Raw genomic sequence first — 22,292 nt, forward strand, 5'->3', positions numbered from 1 at the left:
CGCGGTCTATGGGGTCAACGATATGGCACCGTGGGGACACATGTATGTCAATCCTGGTCTAACAGAGCCTTAAATAATCATTCGGTACACAATGATTATTTAATCCCCGTCCCATTTTCATCAGGCGTTACCGACTTTTTTGCACGCTGAGGATTGTTGCGCAACACATTTTGATTTTTCGGGCTTAGCGTAGTCTTAGGTCATACTCACCTCTCAATCGAAAGGGGCAACCATGCCAAGAACGAGAAAAATGAAATGGGGGATGCTCCTTACGGCCGGCCTTGCACTGGCTGCCAGTCTTGTCGTGGCGCCGCTCGGTGCCTACGCTGCCGACGTTCCCACGCCCGAGCTTAAGGACACGTATGAGCTTGAGAATTCGATATATGTAAACCGTTCGCCTTCTGGAAGGTATGTGCTGTACGGGGATACATCTGAAGAAAAGTTCTATTTACTAGACACCGAGGATTGGTCTCGCACCATAGTGGATATTGATTCCGAGAGTGATGACTATAAAAATGCATGCTGCTTTTCAGCCGACGAAAAGACCTTTTACTGTTTCAATAGAGCGAACGATTCCGTAATTGCATATGATCTGTCCAATGACAATTCAGAAGAATATCCGCTGGGCTCCGCGGTTCCATCTGACGTGCTTGATGACGATGATGGCGATGTCAGGCTTCAAATATCTAAGGACAATAAATCACTGTTTATAACATCCCTAGTATATGATTCGCTTTCAGAGGATTATTACGCGGTTTTTAGCGTAGTTGATTTTGAGAACAGCAATACAACGACTAAATACGAATTTACGTCATCCGATGACTACTCTTTGGATGGCCCTGCTTGGATTTCTAATGACGGCAAATACGGCTACGTTATACGAGATTATTGCGGCGACGATTACGATTCACATTCGTACTACGACGTGGTAACGCTCGACCTTAAGGACAAGGAAGCCGTCAACACGTCTGAATTTGACAGGGCGGGCAATACGGTTGTCGTTAACGATGACGGCGCCGCTGTCGGTTCGAGCTGCTATGTCTCGAAAAAAGGCGACGCAACCTCTATCTACTACAGCAACCTGGAACATAACTCGCTTAATCAGGACGGATCGCTCGTTCTTGGCTTGTATAACGAAAACTGTGATGGACTTGGCTCCAGCTCTTCTGAGCTGGAAAGCCTTGAAATGATTGTCGTCGATAACAAGACAGGCGAAACAAAATGGAGGACTAAGTACCCTAATGATCTCCCCTTTATGAGTGAAGATGAATATGGTGCTCTATCGAATGACGGCAGGTTTGCATTGGCCAATGGTTCGGACGACAACGATAACAATCTGTTGTATCTGATCGATACAAAGACGGGCGCTCATTCTCAGATCAATTTGAGGGGTTCGCTGGAATACGACCGCGTAGGCGACGACGGCTACTTGGGGTCTGCGTGGTTCTCGAAGGACTGCTCATTGATTTATGCCGTTCAAGATAATAAGGATGACGGCTTTAGGATCGATGTCTACAAGAGTGGCATCTCCCAGCAATCCCTTTTGGCCGATTCGCAAAAGGAAGACAGCTCATCCTCGTTCAACCCAATTATCATTGTCGTTGTAGTTGCGATTCTTCTTGCTGCGGGCGTTGGCGGCTTCTTTGTCATTCGCATGCGCAAACACTCTAAGGCATATGGGGCGGTTGCGAATAACACCGCATATACAGCGTCTCAGCAGACGATGCCGCAGAATTTCGTCGGACAGCAGGCTCAGGCCCAGCCGCAGCAGGCTCCTGCGCCCTCGGATGCGCCGCGATTCTGTAGCTCGTGCGGAAGCCCGCTTACGCCCGATTCTCAATTCTGCCCACATTGCGGCGCACCGGTAAAGCATTAAGCGCATGCCGGTGGAGCGATTAAAACAGAATCGCGACATGCTGATGGTCGCGGGCATCTTGGCGGTGCTCGCGACCATTGCGGATATGTTTCGCGATACTGTGGGATTCTCTTGCAACCCTATCTACTTGGTCCATGTCTTGGGGTATATCGCCTTTTTCTGCGCAGCGTTTATGCTTGGCGACTATCTGATCGATCGGTTCCTGGTGGGACGCAAAGGTGCTGTTGACGTCCCTCGGCAAGACCATGCTGGATGGTTTGATAACTTGTGCGACATGGCGTTCTCTGGCATCCCGAAGACGTACGCATTCGGCGGAATCATAAAACTGGGCGCAATCATCTACGCCTGTTGGGCCCCGCTGCTGGTCTTGCTGTTCCCGGGCGTGATCTGGTGGGATACTCGCCAGCAACTCTTACAGTACAACGGACTGCCCAACGCGTTGTCGGAGGGCGCCGTTACCGATCACCATCCAATACTTGATACCTATCTGTACGGATGGTTTACCGACCTGGGCCGTATGCTGGGAAGCGTTGATGCTGGGGTGTACGCCTTCTGCCTGGTACAGGCGTTTCTGACGGCGTGTGCCTTGGCGTGCTGCCTTGTTTTGGTACGCCGCATGGGCGGCGGACGTGGCGTTTGCCTGGCACTGCTAGCGCTTCTGTGCCTGTATTGGCACCTTCCCATTTATGCCTCGGCCGTGGCGAAGGATTCCACCTTCCTGCCGTTTTTCCTGCTGTTCTCGGTTGCTTCCATTGAGGTCATGCGTTCGAAGAGGCAACTCCTGAGGGCTCCCGGTTTCCTTGCTGTATACGTTGCACTTCTGCTTCTGGTTTCGCTGACGCGTAAGACCGGCCTGATTCTCGTGCTGATTGTCCTGGTTGTCGTGTTCTTCAAGGTAACGGATCGGCGCGGGCGAGTTGTCGTTGCGGCAATGGCAGTCGGCGCTTCTCTGTTTATGACGGTCCTTATGCCCAGGGCCGTGCTTCCAGCTTTGGGGTGCGAGCCGGGTGGCAAGCAGGAGGTCTACGGTCTCATGTTTCAGCAGTCCGCGTTGCTGATGCGTGACCACGGGGACGAGCTTCCGGAATGGCAGCGTCAAGAGATCGAGCGCGCCATCGGGGAGGATGGTAAGAACAACTACACGTGGTTTTTAACCGACTCCGTTAAAGACCCCACGTTTGGTAAGGCCGACGAGCTCGATTTTGCAGCCTATTTTGGCGCGTGGGCAGCGGGGTTCCTGCAACATCCACTTTGTTATCTTAAGGCGTATCTGGGAGTGCAGATTGGCTGGTATGCCATGCCGGTGGCGGGAAGCGAGGCCCTGTCGCCCTATGTGACTCCTGTCGACGGGCACAACGTGAGCCATGTGTTTCCCCGCTCGCGGGACCTGGGATTGAGCTGGTCCGATGCGACCTTGGGCCGCAGTGTCGAGTCGCTCGTCGCATGGTTTCAGTCGACGCCGGTCGGCATGCTTGTCGGCGCCAAGGCGCTTTGGTCGACCTGGGGTATGGCGTTTTTGCTGTTGGAGATAAAACGTCGTGCGCCCCAGAAACTCTATCTGATGGCACCGCTTGTCGCGGCAAACCTTGTCCTTTGGATCTCGCCGACGTCATACACGACCGAGTCGATGCGCTACCTTCTGCCGTTGTTGTTCTGGCTGCCCGTGAGTGCAGCGATGACTTTTGCCAGCGTTGCATCGACCGAATAAAGCGGGCCCGTGTGCAGTTACGCACGCGGGCCCGCTCTCATCATGCGGTTAGTTGCGCTTGAGGTGGACGACGGTTTCGCAGTGGAAGGTTTGCGGGAATAGGTCGACCGGCGTGATCTTGACGGGGGAGAAGGTGCCCTCCTCGACAAAGCGTTTGAGGTCGCGGGCCAGAGTTGCCGGGTCGCAGCTCACGTAGGCGACATCGCGGGCGCTCGTGCTCGCGATGAGGTCGATCGCCTCAGGGGCGAGGCCCGCACGCGGCGGGTCGACCACCAAGACGTCGGCGTCCTGATCGGGGAACTCGCGCACCGCGTCGCCGCCGATGACGTCGACGTTATCGAGCTTGTTGATCTCCAGGTTGCGACGCAGGTCGCGCACGGCCGGGCCATAGGCCTCGACGGCGGCGACAAAATCACAGCGGCGGGCGAGCGGCAGGGTAAAGGTGCCGGCACCGCAGTACAGGTCCACGGCCAGTTCGTCTTCCTGCGGGTCGAGGGCGTCCATAACGAGCTCAATCAAAATCTCGGCGCCCTTGGTATTGACTTGGAAAAACGACGGAGCAGACAAACGCATCTGGCCTTCGGCGATATTCTCGGTCCAGGAGCCCTCACCGGCGAGCATCTCCACCTTAGAGACGCGGCGGGCCTTCTTCTCGCCCTTGCTCATGACGCGCACTACGCTCGTGGGGTGTGCGGCGTCTGCCAGAACGCGCGAGACCTGTGAGCGCGGAAAGGAACCCGTGGGCGTCCAGAGCGCGACCTCGAGCGCTTTGGTGCGGCGCGATGCGCGAATGCCCACGCGCTCGAGGCCCAGGTCGTGGCTGCCGCTCAGATAGTTGAGCGCGCCGACGACCGATTTGAGCGCCTTGGGAAAACGCTTATCGAACAGCGGACACGCATCGACGGTCACGATTTTGCTGGGGTCGACACCGTGCATGCCAAGGCGCACGCGACCGTTGACGACGGTCGGTTCGAGCTCGATTTTATTGCGGTAGCCCCAGTCGTCCTTGGTGTGGCGGATGGGCTGCACCAGCTCATCGACCTGCTCAGGAGTGAACTTGCCGATGCGCTCGAGCGTGGAGCGCAGGTTTTGCTCCTTGGCGGCGAGTTGTGCCGTGCGTGAGAGATTGCCCCACGAGCAGCCGCCGCAGATGCCCACGAAGGGGCAGGGGGGCTGGATGCGATCGGAGCTCGGTTCCAGAATCTCGGTCGTGCGGGCGCGCATGAACGACTTGCCGTCCTGTACGACCTCGGCCTCGACGGTGTCGCCTGCCACGGCGCCCTGCACAAAGACGGCCTTGCCGTTGTCGGCGTGCGCCAGCCCGTCGGCGCCGTAGGTCATCGATTCTATAGTGAGCTTCATATCCCTGCCTGTCATTCGCGTTGTTGTCCGCACCATGGTAGCAGGGAAAAGCGCCCCACATTCGAGGCTTTCCTCAAATGCGGGGCGCTTCTACAAACCGCTTCTACAAACCGCTTCTACAAACGGCTATTTCGTCTTGCCGGTAATGAGCGTCTTAAGACCCAGGCCGATCAGGCTCAGGCCCATGCGTACGCGACCGGGGCGATGGCGCTCGATGGCCTTGGTCTTGCCGGCGGGCTTATCGCGACGGGCGCTCGTCTCGGGTGCGGGCTTGGTGACCTGCGGCTCGGGCCGAGGCGCAGGTGCAGGCTCGGGCTCAATGACGGTCGCCTGGACCTTCTGGACCTCGGGTGTGGCCGGCTGCGGCTCAGGAGCAGGGGCGGGCTTTGCCTCGACGGCGGGCTCGGCGTTGCGATAGGCACGCTCCAGCAGGGCTTCCTGCGAGTTGAAGGGTTTCTCACCCTCTGCACGCTCCACGGGGACCCAAGTGCCGTCGCTCGTGAGACTGCGGGCCTTCACGTTGTCGCGCAGCTGCATGCCCATGTACTCGTGCACCAGGGCGCGGCAGGTGGGGTCGAGCACGGGGAAGGCAATCTCCACGCGGTGCTCGGTGTTGCGCGTCATCATGTCGGCCGAGCTCAGATAGATCATGTCCGAGTCCACGCCAAAGGCGTAAACGCGCGCATGCTCCAAAAAGCGTCCGACGATAGAACGGACATGCACGTTCTCGGTCTTGCCCGGAACGCCCGGCTTGAGGCACGAGATGCCGCGGATGATCATGTCCACGCGGACTCCTGCGCACGATGCCTCGGCGATCTTGTCGATGACCTCGCGGTCGGTGAGCGAGTTGAGCTTAAAGAACACACGTGCGGGCTCGCCAGCGAGGGCGCGCTGGATCTCGCGATCCAGACCGCGCATGATGAGCGGCTTGAGGCCCACGGGCGCCACGCCCAGGAAGCGGTAATCGCCGCGCAGGTTGCCCAGCGACAGGTTGCGGAAGAACAAGTTGGCGTCCTCGCCGATGCCGGGATGGGCGGTCATGAGCATAAAGTCGCTGTAGAGCTTGGCCGTCTTCTCGTTAAAGTTGCCGGTGCCCAACAGCGTCAGGCGTGTAAGCGCCATGCCCTCGCGATAGGTGAGCTGGCAGATCTTGGAGTGGCACTTAAAGCCTTCGGAGCCGTAGATGACGGTGCAACCTGCCTCTTCCAGACGCTCGGCCCACTCGATGTTGTTCTGCTCGTCGAAGCGGGCGCGGAGCTCCATGAGCACCGTGACCTCTTTGCCGTTCTCGGCGGCATCGATCAGCGACTCGCACAGGCGGCTCTGCTTGGCCACGCGGTATAGCGTGATGCGCAGCGAGATGCACTCGGGGTCGTAGGCGGCTTCGTGCACCAGATCCAGGAAGGGGTTCATGGCCTCATAGGGATAAAAGAGCAGCTTGTCGTGCTGAAGTACCTGCTCGCGGATGGAGCGGGCCATATCGATGGTGGGGTTGGGCTGCGGCTTAAACGGCGTAAAGAGCAGCTCGTTGCGCAGGTGCTCGGGAATCTTGCCCTCAATGCCAAAGACATAGCCCAGGTTGAGCGGGATATCGCAGGTAAAGACCGAGCGACGCGAGAGCTCGAGCGCCTTGCGGATAGTCTTGAGCGTTGCTTTTTCGAGTGAGCCCGAGACGGCGAGCACTACCGGCTGCAGGCGCAGGCGCTTCTTGAGGATGCGCTTCATATGCTGGCGGTAGTCCTCTTCCTCCTCGACGCCCTCGCCGTCCGGATCGATGTCGGCGTTGCGGGTGACGCGGATGAGCGCGCGGTCGAGCGGCTTATAGGAGCCAAAGCAGCTGTCCAGGCAGGCGAGGATGACGTCCTCGAGCAAGATGTAGGAGTAGGTGCCGGTGGGCGAGGGGATCTCGACCACGCGGTTCATCGAGGCGGGAATCTCGATCAGGCCCAGCAGACTTTCCTCGTCGGTGACGCCGTCCAGGCCGCACGCCAGGTAGAGCGCGCCGTTGCGCAGGTTAGGGAAGGGGTGGCGCGGGTCGATCACCAGCGGTGAGATGACCGGCGACACGTAGGCCTGGAAGTAACGGGTGACAAAGGTGTGTTCCTCGGGCGTAAGCGAATCGACACGCGCGCGGTGAACGCCCAGGGCGTCCAGCTTGCCCTCGATGTTCTTAAAGATGGACTCCCAACGGGTAAGGAGCCCGGGCAACTCTGCCATGACAGCATCGACCTGTTCGGAGGCGGTCATGTTGCTCTTGTTGTCGACAGGCTGCTTTTTGAGCTCGGCAAGGTCGGACAGGCCACCCACGCGCACCATGAGGAACTCATCGAGGTTGGACTCGAAGATCGAGACGAACTTAAGGCGCTCGAACAGCGGCACGGACTCATCAAAAGCCTCGTCGAGCACACGGTTGTCAAAGCGCAGCCAGCTGAGCTCTCGGTTCTGCGTGTACGAGAAGTCGCGCGGAGGTTTGCGCAGCTTTGCGGCGGCTTGCTTTTTTTCGATTTTGCTCGGCATATGCATCTGTCCGTTCAGTCCCTACAGGGGACGGTAGCCTAACACTATTCAGTATTGTCTCAATTTAGTCGACTTGTGGCACGGACGTATTGTGCGAACGGTATCTTTACCTACTTCTTACGCTGTCAAGGCATGCAACAAACTACCCGATTCGCTTTGAAACAATCTATATCCATACTCAACTGGTGAGGATGTATGAATAAGAATGATTGCGAGCTGAATATAATCGAATCCAAATTGAATCATGGACAAACGACATATATATGCAGAAAACAGTTCTAGCTATGCAATTCCTAAACATGAAAATATTTGTGCAATCTGGCTTAATTCCTTAGAAAAAAGAACGATTACCTTTGAAAACTTGCTTTAGAGAACCGGAGTGCATCATGGGGGAATCATATGCGATATACCGTTCATCGCACTTTGTTGACCGTTCGGGGGCGAGGTGGAATTGCGGGTAGTTTTTGGATATAACTAGAGCTGTCAGCAAGCAGCGTCCCATACGGAGGGGCGCTGATACATTCGGCCAGTAAGGCCCGAAAGAAAGGTAGGAGGCCATGACGAAAGGTCTGCACGTGCCTTCCGAGATCGGCAAGCTCAGGAAGGTCTGCCTGCACCGTCCCGGCGACGAGCTCCTCAACCTGCCGCCCGACGAGCTCGAGCGACTCCTGTTCGACGACGTCCCGTTCCTGGAGGTCGCACAGCAGGAGCACGACACCTTCGCCCAGATCCTGAGGGACCAGGGCGTGGAGGTCCTCTACCTCGAGAACCTCGTCGCGGAGGTGTTCGACCAGGTCCCCGGCGCCCGCGCCGAGTTCACCGACCAGTACATCGCCGAGGCCGGCATCCGCGGCCAGCACATGCCGCAGATCGTCCGCGAGAAGCTGGACTCCATCGAGGACAACCTCGAGTTCGTCAAGAAGACCATGGCCGGCATGACCAAGGCCGAGATCGACATGCCCCTCACGGCGTCCACGACCCTCGACTCCCTGGTCAACTCCGAGTCCGAGTCCGACCTGATCATCGACCCGATGCCCAACCTCTACTTCACCCGCGACCCGTTCGCGGTCGTCGGCGAGGGCGTCAACCTCAACCGCATGTACTCGGTCACCCGCAACCGCGAGACCCTGTACGGCAAGTACGTCTTCAAGTACCACCCCGACTACAAGGACGTCTCGCTGTACTTCCGCCGCGACTGCCAGTTCCACACCGAGGGCGGCGACGTGCTGAACATCAACGAGAAGACCCTCGCCGTCGGCATCTCCCAGCGCACCCAGGCCGCCGCGATCGACGTCATGGCCCAGAACATCTTCTGGAACTCCGACTCCAAGGTCGAGCGCATCCTGGCCTTCGACATCCCGGTCTCGCGCGCCTTCATGCACCTCGACACGGTCTTCACCCAGATCGACGTCGATAAGTTCACGATCCACCCCGCCATCATGGGCACCCTGCGCGTCTACGAGCTGACCGCCGGCAAGAACCCGGGCGACGTGAACATCCGCCTGATCGAGGACACCCTCGAGCACGTCCTGGAGGACGCCACCGGCGTCGACCAGGTCAAGCTGATCCCCTGCGGCGGCGGCGACCCGATCGCGGCCTCCCGCGAGCAGTGGAACGACGGCTCCAACACCCTGTGCGTCGAGCCCGGCAAGATCTGCGTCTACGCCCGCAACACCGTCACCAACGACGTGCTGTACAAGGAGGGCCTGGACCTTCTCGTCGTGCCCTCCGCCGAGCTCTCCCGCGGCCGCGGCGGCCCGCGCTGCATGAGCATGCCCTTCTGGCGCGAGGACCTCTAAGGTCTTCAAGGACCCGTACAGGTCTTAATACATACATCTAGCTGCCATTAGATGTCTCCCAATGGAGCGGTGCGGGTCTTTCGCACCGCTCCATTCATGTTTAATGACGCTAAATTAACATCAGATAAGGTGGCCATTATGTCTAAAGACACTCACGTCGATAACCCCAACGGTGTCGGCTTTTTCGGCCTTGTCGGCATGGTCGTTTCTTCCTGCATCGGCACGGGCGTGTTCGCCCTTACCGGTCAGCTCGCTAATGTCGCCTCTCCCGGCGCCGCGCTCATCGCCTGGGTCGTTTGCGGCCTTGGCTTTTTGATGCTGGCGCTCTCGCTCGCCAACGTGGGCTCCAAGCGCCCCGATCTCGACGGCGCCTGCGCCTATGCGGAGGAGGGCTTCGGTCCCTTCCACGGATTTATCTCCGGCTGGGGCTATTGGCTTTCCGCCTGGCTCGGCAACGTCGGCTTCGGCACCATGATCGCCCAGGTTCTCGGCTCCGATTATTGCCTGGGCACGATCATGCCGGGCGTCTTCTCGGATCCTGTGACCGGCAACCCGGCCGTTGTCGGCGTCGTTGTCGTGTCGTTGGTCCTGTGGGGCATTACGTTTTTGGTCATTCGCGGTGTCGAGAGCGCTGCGGCCTTCAACGCGATCGTCATGGTCATCAAGATCGCCTCCATCCTGCTGTTCATCGCATTCTCCTGCTTCGCCTTTAACGCCGGCGTCTTTACTGCCGACTTCTGGGGCACCGCTGCTCGCAACGCCACGATTATCGCCGCGAACGGTGTTGAGCTCGGAAGCGTCGCCAACCAGGTTACGCAGTGCATCCTGATCATGATGTGGGTCTTCATCGGCGTCGAGGGCGCTTCGGTCATGTCCGCTCGCGCCAAGCGCAAGAGCGAAGTCGGCTCTGCCACCATCATCGGCCTGGTCGTACTGCTCGTCCTCTATATCGGCGCTTCTGTCATCCCGTATGGCGTCGTTGACTACGCCGACTTGGTCGCGGCCCCCAAGCCTGCCACCATTTCCGTGTTCGAGTCGCTTGCTCCCGGCTGGGGCGGCGCCTTCATCTCCTGGGCCATCATCATCTCGGTGTGCGGCTCCTGGCTCTCCTTCACCATGCTCCCCGCCGAGGTCTCCTCGATGATGGCCGACCATGGCCTGCTCCCCAAGTCCTGGGGCGAGGTCAACGCCAAGGGCGCGCCGCAGATGGCTCTGATCATCGTCGGTGCCCTGACCGAGGCTTTCATCATCATCGCCACGTTCGCCGCCGACGCCTACACCTTCGCCATCTCCATGTGCACCGTGACCATCGTCGTCACCTGGGCCTACGCCGCCGCCTATCAGGTCAAGCTCTCCCATGAACGCGGCGAGGGCGGTCAGGCTCTCATCGGTGTCCTCGCTCTGGTATTCCAGGTCGTCGGCGTGCTCTTTACCGGCTGGGGCTTCTTGCTGCTCGCATGCCTGGGCTACATCCCCGGCTTCCTGTTCTACCGCAAGGCGCTCTCCGAGTCCGGTCAGTCCATGGGCAAGGGTCAGATGATCTGCGCCGTGGTTATTGCGCTTTTGGGCATCATTTCGATTCCCATGACTTTTGCCGGCATCATCCCCGTGTTCTAGCGATTGGAGCCTAGCCATGGATATCAAGACAATTGGCGTTGAGGAGTGGCTCAACGTTTGGGAGAAGAGCGCTACCTGGGATATCGCCCAGTCGACGATTTCGTCGCTTACCATGGGCGAGCTTCGCGCGCTCGACGAACAGGACGGCGCCACGTTCTACGAGCGCCTGGATCGCGAGAAGATGAACTACGGCTGGATCGAGGGTTCGCCGGAGTTTAAGGCCGAGGTTGCCAAGCTGTATCGTCGCGAGGTCAATCCCGATCACATTCTGCAGACCAATGGCTGCACGGGCGCCAATCTCAACGCCATCATGGCTGTAGTCGAGCCCGGCGACCACGTTATCGCCGAGTGGCCTACCTATGCGCCGCTCTATGAGATTCCGCGTGCGCTCGGCGCCGAGGTCGAGTATTGGGAGCTTCGCGAGGAGCTCGGATGGAAACCTGATATCGAGGAGCTCAAGCGCCTCGTTCGCCCCAACACCAAGCTCATTTGCATCAACAACGCATCGAACCCCATCGGTACGGTGCTTGATGCCGATACGCTCGGCCAGATCGCCGAGATTGCCCGCTCGGTTGGCGCCTATGTGCTGTGCGACGAGGTGTACCTGCCGCTTGAGAACACCGAGGACTTTTTGTCGATGGCCGATGTGTACGAGAAGGCCATCGTCACCAACTCGGTGTCCAAGACCTATTCGACGCCTGCGGCCCGCGTGGGCTGGGTTGTGGCAGACGAAGAGGTATCTAACCGCATTCGCACGTACCGCGACTACACCATGATTTGCGGCGGCGTGTTCAACGACGCCCTGGCGACCTATGTGCTCGAGCACAAGGACAAGATCCTCGAGCGCAACCGCAAGATCGTGTTTGGAAACCGCGATATCGCGCAGGCTTGGATCGACACGCAGCGTCGTGTCTCCTGGACGGCCCCGCAGGGTGTGTCCACCTCGTTTATCCAGCTGGACATTCCCGAGGATGACGAGGAGTTCTGCAAGCGCCTGCTGGCCGAGAGGGGAGTGCTGCTGGTACCTGGCAGCCGCTTTGAGCTTCCCTGTGGCGCACGCCTGGGCTACTGCGCGAGCGAGGACGTTCTTCGCGAGGGCCTGAGGCTTCTGGGCGAGGCCTTGGCGGAGCTCGATCGCTAGGATACCGACGGCTCTCAAAGCCGCTCAAATCTGCCTACAATTATCGATAACAGACCCGTTTTCCATGAGGGAAGCGGGTCCGTTTTTCTATACCGAGAAGTCAAGTTGTTACAAATGAGGCCGTAAGGCGAGCCAGTGTTCATGGGGCCTTATACTGAGCTTCCGGTGAACGGTATCCAGCGTCTGGTAAACGGTAATCTGTTTGCCAGAAATGAATAGGACGAACTTTTTTTTGAATAAAAATCAAAATGGTTGAGACGAAGCGAGAATTGCGAATTCTATTCATATCATTGCGTGAAATATGCAATTTGAGGGTGGTTTAATAAAGATTAGTTTCAATTGGTTTTTGGATTGAAAACGCATTTAAGCACGTAAATAAACTTTATTAAATCAAAGTGTGCCATGCGTGAAGTATATGTGTATGCCGTTCACCCCTCATATAAAACCGTTCGGGGGCGAGGTGGAAGTATGAACTGATTTTGGATATAAATATGTCGTCAGCAATAACGCCTCACACGGAGGGGCGCTAACGAATCGGCCCTGACAGGGGCCCGAAAGAAAGGTAGGAGGCCATGACGAAAGGTCTGCACGTGCCTTCCGAGATCGGCAAGCTCAGGAAGGTCTGCCTGCACCGTCCCGGCGACGAGCTCCTCAACCTGCCGCCCGACGAGCTCGAGCGACTCCTGTTCGACGACGTCCCGTTCCTGGAGGTCGCACAGCAGGAGCACGACACCTTCGCCCAGATCCTGAGGGACCAGGGCGTGGAGGTCCTCTACCTCGAGAACCTCGTCGCGGAGGTGTTCGACCAGGTCCCCGGCGCCCGCGCCGAGTTCACCGACCAGTACATCGCCGAGGCCGGCATCCGCGGCCAGCACATGCCGCAGATCGTCCGCGAGAAGCTGGACTCCATCGAGGACAACCTCGAGTTCGTCAAGAAGACCATGGCCGGCATGACCAAGGCCGAGATCGACATGCCCCTCACGGCGTCCACGACCCTCGACTCCCTGGTCAACTCCGAGTCCGAGTCCGACCTGATCATCGACCCGATGCCCAACCTCTACTTCACCCGCGACCCGTTCGCGGTCGTCGGCGAGGGCGTCAACCTCAACCGCATGTACTCGGTCACCCGCAACCGCGAGACCCTGTACGGCAAGTACGTCTTCAAGTACCACCCCGACTACAAGGACGTCTCGCTGTACTTCCGCCGCGACTGCCAGTTCCACACCGAGGGCGGCGACGTGCTGAACATCAACGAGAAGACCCTCGCCGTCGGCATCTCCCAGCGCACCCAGGCCGCCGCGATCGACGTCATGGCCCAGAACATCTTCTGGAACTCCGACTCCAAGGTCGAGCGCATCCTGGCCTTCGACATCCCGGTCTCGCGCGCCTTCATGCACCTCGACACGGTCTTCACCCAGATCGACGTCGATAAGTTCACGATCCACCCCGCCATCATGGGCACCCTGCGCGTCTACGAGCTGACCGCCGGCAAGAACCCGGGCGACGTGAACATCCGCCTGATCGAGGACACCCTCGAGCACGTCCTGGAGGACGCCACCGGCGTCGACCAGGTCAAGCTGATCCCCTGCGGCGGCGGCGACCCGATCGCGGCCTCCCGCGAGCAGTGGAACGACGGCTCCAACACCCTGTGCGTCGAGCCCGGCAAGATCTGCGTCTACGCCCGCAACACCGTCACCAACGACGTGCTGTACAAGGAGGGCCTGGACCTTCTCGTCGTGCCCTCCGCCGAGCTCTCCCGCGGCCGCGGCGGCCCGCGCTGCATGAGCATGCCCTTCTGGCGCGAGGACCTCTAAGTCTTTCCGTTTCCGGTGCGGTCTCCCTACAACCGCACCGGTTTCGCCCGTCAAACGGGCAACACTAATACTTACGTAATTCATTTTTTCGAAAGGAAACGAACCATGGGTGTTAACCTCTCTGGCCGTAGCTTCCTCAAGCTTCTCGACCTCACCACCGAGGAGATCGAGTACCTGCTCAAGCTCTCCAAGAACTTCAAGGACATGAAGCGCGCTGGCGTTCCGCACCGCTATCTCGAGGGCAAGAACATCGTTCTGCTCTTCCAGAAGACCTCCACTCGTACCCGCTGCGCCTTCGAGGTCGGCGGCATGGATCTGGGCATGGGCGTCACCTACCTCGATCCCGGTTCGTCGCAGATGGGCAAGAAGGAGTCCATCGAGGACACCGCCCGCGTTCTTGGCCGCATGTATGACGGCATCGAGTTCCGTGGCTTTGCCCAGGACGACGTCGAGGAGCTCGCTGCTAAGTCCGGCGTGCCCGTGTGGAACGGCCTGACCACTGAGTGGCATCCCACCCAGATGCTCGCCGACATCCTGACCGTCCAGGAGAACTTCAACTACGACATCAAAGGCAAGACCCTCGTCTTCATGGGCGACTGCAAGAACAACGTCGCTCGCTCCCTCATGGTTGTCTGCTCCAAGCTCGGCATGAACTTCGTGGCCTGCGGCCCCGAGGAGTGCATGCCCGCTGACGACGTCATCGAGGCCTGCAAGCCCATCGCCGAGGCCAACGGCTGCACCATCAAGCTGACCACCGACGTCAAGGACGGCGTCACCGGTGCCGACGTTATCTACACCGACGTGTGGGTCTCCATGGGCGAGCCTGACGAGGTCTGGGCCGAGCGCATCGCTCAGCTCACCCCGTATCGTGTCACCTCCGAGGTCATGGCTATGGCCAACCCGGGTGCCATCTTCCTGCACTGCCTGCCCAGCTTCCACGACACCAACACCACGATTGGCGCCGAGAAGTGCGAGCAGTTCGGCATCACCGAGCAGGAGGTCACCGACGAGGTCTTCGAGAGCCCCGCTTCCAAGGTCTTCGACGAGGCCGAGAACCGCATGCACACCATCAAGGCTGTCATGTACGCCACGCTCAAGTAAGAGCATCTAGCATCTCGCTCGGGGTGTATTGCTGCACACCCCGAGCGGCTTTGTCTGGTAAATATCTCGCGTCGGGCGGTGGGCACGGCACGGAAGATCCGCTTCGCGTGAGAAAGTTAAATGATTTATGAAGGGGGGATGAGAACCATGACTGAGACCGCTAAGAAAAAGCGCGGTATGCCTTCATCGTTCACCATTCTTCTAGCTCTGCTGGCAATTGTTGCAGTGATTACCGTTATCGTCTCCGGCACGTCCGGCGGCGCGGTTACTGCAGCCCGTCTGAGCGATTTCTGCACCGCCCCGATCCTGGGCTTCGCTGACGCTCTGCCCGTCTGCCTCTTCGTTATGATCCTGGGCGGCTTCCTCGGTATGATGACCGAGACCGGCGCCCTGGACAACGGCATCGCCGTTCTGGTGCAGAAGCTTAAGGGCAACGAGATTATGCTCATTCCCGTGCTGATGCTCATCTTCTCTCTCGGTGGTACCACCTATGGTATGTGCGAGGAGACCGTTCCCTTCTACGCCCTGCTCGCCGCTACCATGATGGCTGCCGGCTTCGACCCGATGGTCGGCGCCGCTACCGTCCTGCTCGGCGCTGGCTGCGGCTGCCTCGGCTCCACGGTTAACCCGTTCGCCGTCGGCGCTGCCGTTGACGCTCTGACCGGCGTTGACATTGCCGTGAATCAGTCCATCATCATCGGCCTCGGTGCCGTCCTGTGGATTGTCACTACCGCTATGTCCATCGTCTTCGTGATGAACTATGCCAAGAAGGTCAAGGCTGACAAGGGTTCCACCATCCTGTCGATGCAGGAGCTCAAGGATGCCGAAGAGGCTCACGGCAAGGCTGCTTCCGAGGTCCACAAGGAGGTCAAGCTCACCGGTCGTCAGAAGGGTGTTCTGATCGCCTTCGCCTTCACCTTCGTCGTCATGATCGTCGGCTTCATTCCGCTGGCCGACCTCAACGAGGGCGTCGCCAACTTCTTCGACGCTGGCGCTGTCTACGACGCCGACGGTAACGCCGTCGTCCAGGGCTGGTCTGCCCTGATCACTGGCCTGCCCATTGGCCAGTGGTACTTCGACGAGGCTTCCACCTGGTTCTTCCTCATGGCTATCCTGATCGGTATCATCGGTGGCCTGTCCGAGAAGCAGATCGTTAACACTTTCATCACCGGCGCTGCCGACATGATGTCCGTTGTTCTCGTCATCGCCCTCGCCCGTGGTATCTCCGTCCTCATGGCTAACACCGGCCTCGACGTCTTCGTCCTCGACGCTGCCGCCAATGCCCTGGCTGGCCTGTCCGGCGTGATCTTCGCTCCCATGAGCTTCCTGGTCTACTTCGGCCTGTCCTTCCTGATCCCCTCGACCTCTGGTATGGCCACCGTCTCCATGCCCATCATGGGACCGCTGGCTGTTAAGCTCGGCTTCTCGCCCGAGGTCATGGTCATGATCTTCTCCGCTGCTATCGGTGTCGTGAACCTGTTCACCCCGACCTCCGGTGCCATCATGGGCGGTCTCGCCCTGGCCAAGATCGAGTGGACGACCTGGCTCAAGTTTGCCCTTAAGCTCATCGTCGCGCTCTCCGTCGTCTGCGCCATCATCCTGACCGTCGCCTGCGTGTTGCTCTAAGTACCCAACGGGTACCCCACGGAAACCTTGACGATCCTGTAGAGGATCACCTGGTCATCGTCTGTCCGGTGGGGTCAACCCACCGGTAGACTCCTACCTTTAGCCCCCTCCCGTTCCGTGCGCGGGAGGGGGCGCTCTTGTGTTCCGGCGTTTTACCAAACGCCGGAACCACTCGACGCTACAAGCCCGCCAGCGCGGCAATCTGACGTTCAATCGTCGGGCATGGCCAAAAGGCCTATGCCCTCCTCTTTCACGTCACCTTGCTCGCTCTGGCGGGCTTTCGCTGACTTATGCTCAACCTGCGACGTTTCCATTATTGATATAAAGGCCAGGTTTGTTTGAACCAAAAAGGGGAAGTTGCGGTGGAATAGTTCCTGTTTGGCCGTCTTGAGGGGTTAAACGGGAACTATTTCACCGCAACTTATCGATGACGTGTTTGGTTGATGCCCGTTGGCTGCTTGGGTGTTGGGAAGGGTCTGCTCCGTTATAATCGCCTAGAACATTAAATGGAAACGGGACGGGAGCCATACATGCGCCAGGGTTTCGACAATGCGAAATATATCGAGCTGCAGGCCGCTCATATTAAGGAGCGCATCTCGCAGTTTGGCGGCAAGCTGTATTTGGAGTTTGGCGGCAAGCTGTTTGACGACTATCACGCGAGTCGCGTGCTGCCGGGTTTTGAACCGGACAGCAAGTTCCGCATGCTCAAGAGCATTGCCGATGACGTTGAGGTCATCATCGCGATCAACGCGAACCACATCGAGAAGAATAAGGCCCGTGGCGACCTGGGCATTACCTATGACGAGGACGTCTTGCGCCTGGTCGACCTGTTCCGCGGCAACGGTTTTGCTGTCGCGGCCGTGGTTATCACCCAGTACGCCGGCCAGCCCGCCGCCGATGTCTTCCGCAATCGCCTGAACGCGCTCGGCATTCCCGCCAAGCTGCACTATCCCATCGAGGGCTATCCCCACGACGTCGACCTGATCGTGTCCGACGACGGCTATGGCAAGAACGAGTTTGTCGAGACCACTCGTCCGCTCGTCGTGGTCACCGCGCCGGGTCCTGGTTCAGGTAAGCTCGCCACCTGCCTGTCTCAGCTCTATCACGAGCACAAGCACGGCACCGCCGCCGGCTACGCCAAGTTCGAGACTTTCCCGGTCTGGAACCTTCCCCTCACGCATCCGGTCAACATCGCCTATGAGGCCGCCACGGCCGACCTTGACGATGCGAATATCATCGACTCCTTCCACTTGGAGGCCTATAACAAGACTACGGTCAACTACAACCGCGACGTCGAGGCCTTCCCGGTGGTCCGTGCCCTGATGGAAAAGATCCTGGGCAAGAGCCCCTACCAGAGCCCCACGGACATGGGCGTCAATATGGTCGGCTTTGCCATCACCGATGACGATGCCTGCCGCGACGCTTCCAAGATGGAGATCGTCCGCCGCTACTTTACCGCGGTTGAAAATGTGCGCCGTACCGGCGTGGGCGATGAGCAAGTCGACCGTCTCAAGATCATTATGAAGAAGGCTGGTATCGACAAGAATTACTCGCCGGCACGCTCGGCCGCCCTTACCAGGGAGCAGCTGACGGGTGGCCCCGTAGGCGCCATGGTCATGCCCGATGGCTCCGTGGTGACCGGCAAGACTTCCACGCGCCTGGGCGCCGCGAGCTCGCTCATCATGAATGCACTTAAGCATGTCTCGGGCGTTGACCTTGAGCTCGAGGTCATTAGTGATGAGGCGATTGAGCCTATCAGCAAGCTCAAGACGCATTTCCTGGGTAGCAAGAACCCGCGCCTGCACACCGACGAGACGCTTATGGCGCTCTCGATCACCTCGGCAACGAGCGAGACGGCGGCCCGCGTCCTTTCGGGCCTGGAGCAGCTGCGCGGCTGCGATGCCTTCTTTAGCGTGATCATCTCGCCGACGGACGAGACGGTGTTGCGCAAGCTGGGCATCAACGTGTGCTGCGAGCCCAAGTTCGAGCGCCGTGGTTTCTTCCACCGCTAAGCCTGGATAAATTGGTCTGAAAGGGGCGCATCGGGTATGCATTCGGTGTGCCCCTTTTATCAACAAAGCTACCGTTTAACCTAAAAATAGCCCGCTTACCTGCCTATAAGCGATTTGGGCGGTATACAATAACCCTAACTGTTTCATCCTTTTGCGGGGATGCCGCATGATGGATGTTGCCGGCCATCATGGGGTGTGCCGGTCGCGCACGGTGCAGGTGATGCCCGTGCTCGGTTTGAGGAGGCTGCCATGGCTGGCAAGGGTCGTGCGAGTGTCAACGATATGAAGCGTGTCGAGGTGCAGGTGCTGATGGAGATCGCACAGCTGTCCGAAGACAACGGCGGATTTTATGGCTTTTCGCGCAAGACGCTTGCCGAGCGTGTGGGGGTGTCTCCGTATCGCGCCCGCGCGGCAATTGAACGCTTGGAATCCGAAGACATCATCGAGGTCGTCTCGCGCTACAGCGACGACGGCGGCCAGCTCGCAAATGGTATTTGTCTCACGGAGCGTGGCGAATGGTATCTAGAGGGCATCCGTGCCGGTATGCTCGTGCAGGACTTGATCAAGGACGAAGTCGCCGATCGATAACAGCGTGCATTCATAGTGGAAACGACGCCGCCTGGGCAACCGGACGGCGTTTTGTTTCGAGATGGAGAAATGCGATTGCGCGTAAGAAAAAATGCGTGCGGCGCGCGTCGCGAGTATTACAATGAAGACCCGTAAGATGTGTATGGACAACTTCTACGGGAAGCGCAGGTAACTCAATATGACCAAGCATGTGTTCGTGACCGGCGGCGTGGTTTCGTCTCTGGGCAAGGGTATTACCGCGGCCTCGCTGGGCCGTCTGCTCAAGTCGCGCGGCTACAAGGTAACGATGCAAAAGGCCGACCCGTATCTGAACGTCGACCCCGGCACCATGAGCCCGTTCCAGCATGGCGAGGTCTTTGTGACCGAGGACGGCTACGAGTCCGATCTGGACCTGGGCCACTACGAGCGCTTTATTGACGAGAACCTAACCCGCGATTCCAACTTTACGACTGGTGCCATCTATAAGAGCCTGATCGCCCGTGAACGTCGCGGTGACTTTTTGGGCGGCACCGTACAGGTGATTCCGCACGTCACGAACGCCATTAAGGAAAAGTTCCGTCGTATTGAGGAGCAGACCGGCTCCGACGTGGTCATCACTGAGCTGGGCGGCACTATCGGCGACATTGAGTCGCAGCCGTTTGTCGAGGCCATTCGCCAGTATCGCAAGGAGGCCGGCCCCGAGAACGTCTGCTACATCCACGTGTCGCTCGTTCCCTATATCGCCGCCGCCCACGAGGTCAAGACCAAGCCGACGCAGCACTCCGTTAAGGAGCTCCGCAGCTTTGGTATCCAGCCCGATATTATCGTTCTGCGCTCCGACCACCATATCGACGATGCCATCCGCGGCAAGATCGCAAGCTTCTGCGACGTCGACACCGACTGTGTCTTTACCAACGAGGACTGCGCGAGCATCTACGATGTTCCGCAGTTGCTTGCCGAGCAGGACTTTGACCTGCGCATTTGCGAGCGCCTGGGTCTGGACCCGCGTGAGCGCGACATGAGCGAGTGGAACGAGTTCCTGCGCAAGCAGAACCATGCCAACCATCACGCCGACAAGGTGAAGATCGCCGTCGTGGGCAAGTACACGCAGCTGCCCGATGCCTACCTGTCGGTTATCGAGGCCCTGCACCACGCGGGCGTGTTCTACGATCGCCACGTTGATGTGCAGCTGATCGATGGCGAGAGCCTCGATGAGCAGAACGTCTCCGAGGTCCTGGGTGACGCCTCGGGCATCTTGGTCCCTGGCGGCTTTGGCAAGCGCGCCCTGGAGGGCAAGATCCTCGCGGCCGAGTTTGCCCGCGAGCACAAGATTCCGTATCTGGGCATTTGCCTGGGTATGCAGGTGGCCGTGTGCGAATTTGCTCGCAACGTGGTCGGCCTTGCCGGCGCCAGCTCTTCCGAGTTCGATCCGGACGGCCCGTATAGTGTCATCGACCTGATGAGCTCGCAGGAGGACGTGACCGAGAAGGGCGGCACCATGCGCCTGGGCGCCTATCCGTGCAAGCTCGCCGCCGATACCCTCGCGCGCGAGGCATACGGCGAGGAGCTCGTCTACGAGCGTCACCGTCACCGCTTTGAGTTCAACAACGCCTTCCGCGACCAGCTCGAGGGCGCCGGTCTGGTTATCTCGGGTCTTTCGCCCGACGAGCGTCTGGTCGAGATGGTCGAGCTGCCGCGCGACGTACATCCGTGGTATGTGGCCACCCAGGCTCATCCCGAGTTCAAGAGCCGTCCGACCAACCCGCAGCCGCTGTTCCGCGAGTTCGTGCGCGCCTCGATCGGCCAGCACGAGGGTGTCGACCGTTTGCAGGTGACGCCCAAGAACCTCGCTACGGACTAAGGGTGCCGGAGAACCAAGAACATACCGAAGCTACTCCCTCGTCGCTCGCTGTGGTGGCGGGGGAGTATCTCGATTACCTTGCGGTCGAGCGGGGCTTGGCGCGCAACACGATTGCGGCCTATCGTCGTGACCTGACGACGTACTGCGCCTATCTGGAGCGGGCTGACATTGCGTCTTTTGAAGAGGTGACCCGTCAGGTCGTGGAGGGCTTTGTTGCCGATCGCCGCGACGGAGGCTATTCCGACGCCTCGGTGGAGCGCGCGCTTGCTGCCGTGAAGGGCCTGCATGCCTTTTTGGTGCGCGATGGGGCCGTGGCCCAAAACCCGACGGCGGCGTTGCGCCTGCCCAAAAAGGCAGATCGCCTGCCGGAATACCTTTCGGTGGAGGACGTCTCGGCACTGCTCGATCAAGACTTTCCCGAGGGCGAGATGGGACTGCGCGATCACGCCATCTTGGAAGTGCTTTACGGTTGCGGCTTGCGCGTGAGTGAGCTGGTTGGGCTCGATGTGGGCGATATCCATATCGATGACGGGTTTGTCCTGGTGCGCGGTAAGGGCTCCAAGGAGCGTCTGGCCCCGTTGGTGGGAAGCGCGGCGCGTGCCCTGACACGCTATATAGGTGACGGGCGCACTCTCCTGGCCGCCCATGCTCACGGGACGGAGACCTCGGCGGTCTTTTTAAATAAGAACGGACGTCGCCTGTCGCGCCAGGCCGTGCATGCGATATGCGAGCGGTATGGGCGCCAGGTGGGGCTGGTTGGGCTCCATCCCCACACCCTGCGCCACTCCTTTGCCACCCACATGCTCGCGGGCGGTGCCGACCTGCGTGTGCTGCAGGAGATTTTGGGCCATGCCGATATTTCGACCACGCAGGTCTACACGCATGTCGACCGCACGCAACTGACCGAGGTCTATCTGGCGGCGCATCCGCTGGCACATCGCTAGCACCTCGCTGACCTGCATATTTATAAATATTAAAGGGGACGGGCCCCAGATTGCCGAGACGCACTTTTGCGCGCATGGGCAATCTGGGGCCCGTCCCATTTTTCGCCAGACATCGACGCGGTGGTGGGCCGTGTGTGCCGTGGGTGGGGGAGTTTGGGGGCGATGTGAACGGCGTGTAAAGGGACGTAAAAATCGCCTCAAGGTCAACTTGAAGGTTGAGGTTCACGGACGTGGTTCTACAGGTGGCATCCCGCCTTTGCTGCAAACACAACATATTGTGTTTTCGAACATATGCTCGGGGGTGTTTTACAACATATTGGGAGTGGAGTGGTGGGGCGGGGTGGGGG

The 22,292-nt window shown here is 59.2% G+C and carries 14 protein-coding genes; 12 read left to right on the forward strand and 2 right to left on the reverse strand.

The genetic code is table 11. The features are described 5' to 3' along the window. Positions 1–232: 232 nt before the first annotated feature. Entirely contained in the window at positions 233–1,876 is a 1,644-nt protein-coding gene (locus tag ACEXKH_RS09160) for a zinc ribbon domain-containing protein (protein WP_373573882.1), read from the forward strand. Between the two features lie 4 nt (positions 1,877–1,880). Next, entirely contained in the window at positions 1,881–3,584 is a 1,704-nt protein-coding gene (locus ACEXKH_RS09165; RefSeq protein ID WP_373573883.1) for a DUF6020 family protein, read from the forward strand. A 48-nt stretch (positions 3,585–3,632) separates the two neighbouring features. Here the strand turns inward: ACEXKH_RS09165 and rlmD are convergent, their stop codons facing one another. Then, positions 3,633–4,961 carry a 23S rRNA (uracil(1939)-C(5))-methyltransferase RlmD gene (gene rlmD / locus ACEXKH_RS09170; RefSeq protein WP_373573884.1) on the reverse strand — a complete coding sequence of 443 codons (1,329 nt, stop codon included), beginning with the start codon at positions 4,959–4,961 and terminating at the stop codon, positions 3,633–3,635. A gap of 111 nt (positions 4,962–5,072) precedes the next feature. After that, positions 5,073–7,469, reverse strand: coding sequence for a polyphosphate kinase 1 (ppk1, locus tag ACEXKH_RS09175; RefSeq protein ID WP_373573885.1), 2,397 nt, complete (start codon positions 7,467–7,469; stop codon positions 5,073–5,075). A gap of 551 nt (positions 7,470–8,020) precedes the next feature. Between ppk1 and arcA (ACEXKH_RS09180) the strand changes: the two genes are divergently transcribed. The 10 genes from arcA (ACEXKH_RS09180) (at position 8,021) to xerD (ending at position 21,945) form a co-directional block, all read left to right on the forward strand. Next, positions 8,021–9,262: an arginine deiminase gene (arcA, locus tag ACEXKH_RS09180; protein WP_099431519.1), complete on the forward strand. Its 1,242-nt coding sequence runs from the start codon at positions 8,021–8,023 to the stop codon at positions 9,260–9,262. 138 nt (positions 9,263–9,400) lie between these two features. Continuing rightward, complete coding sequence (locus ACEXKH_RS09185) at positions 9,401–10,879, forward strand: amino acid permease (RefSeq protein WP_373573886.1); 1,479 nt, start codon at positions 9,401–9,403, stop codon at positions 10,877–10,879. 16 nt (positions 10,880–10,895) lie between these two features. Continuing rightward, positions 10,896–12,020 (forward strand): aminotransferase, encoded by a 1,125-nt coding sequence (locus ACEXKH_RS09190; protein WP_373573887.1) that lies wholly within the window; start codon positions 10,896–10,898, stop codon positions 12,018–12,020. Between the two features lie 572 nt (positions 12,021–12,592). Next, positions 12,593–13,834: an arginine deiminase gene (gene arcA / locus ACEXKH_RS09195; protein WP_099431519.1), complete on the forward strand. Its 1,242-nt coding sequence runs from the start codon at positions 12,593–12,595 to the stop codon at positions 13,832–13,834. Positions 13,835–13,939: 105 nt separating this feature from the next. After that, complete coding sequence (gene argF / locus ACEXKH_RS09200; protein ID WP_006234279.1) at positions 13,940–14,935, forward strand: ornithine carbamoyltransferase; 996 nt, start codon at positions 13,940–13,942, stop codon at positions 14,933–14,935. A 138-nt stretch (positions 14,936–15,073) separates the two neighbouring features. Then, positions 15,074–16,561, forward strand: coding sequence for a YfcC family protein (locus tag ACEXKH_RS09205; protein WP_373573888.1), 1,488 nt, complete (start codon positions 15,074–15,076; stop codon positions 16,559–16,561). 530 nt (positions 16,562–17,091) lie between these two features. After that, on the forward strand, positions 17,092–18,573 hold the full coding sequence (locus tag ACEXKH_RS09210; RefSeq protein ID WP_006234276.1) for a DUF1846 domain-containing protein: 1,482 nt from the start codon (positions 17,092–17,094) through the stop codon (positions 18,571–18,573). Positions 18,574–18,822: 249 nt separating this feature from the next. Further along, positions 18,823–19,161, forward strand: coding sequence for a hypothetical protein (locus tag ACEXKH_RS09215; protein ID WP_373573889.1), 339 nt, complete (start codon positions 18,823–18,825; stop codon positions 19,159–19,161). Between the two features lie 178 nt (positions 19,162–19,339). Next, entirely contained in the window at positions 19,340–21,001 is a 1,662-nt protein-coding gene (locus ACEXKH_RS09220) for a CTP synthase (protein ID WP_373573890.1), read from the forward strand. A 2-nt stretch (positions 21,002–21,003) separates the two neighbouring features. Next, a complete protein-coding gene (gene xerD / locus ACEXKH_RS09225) occupies positions 21,004–21,945 on the forward strand; it encodes a site-specific tyrosine recombinase XerD (protein ID WP_373573891.1) in 942 nt (313 codons plus the stop codon). Positions 21,946–22,292: the final 347 nt, after the last annotated feature.

The organism is Collinsella aerofaciens ATCC 25986, assembly GCF_964259375.1.
Lineage (GTDB): Bacteria > Actinomycetota > Coriobacteriia > Coriobacteriales > Coriobacteriaceae > Collinsella > Collinsella aerofaciens_BO.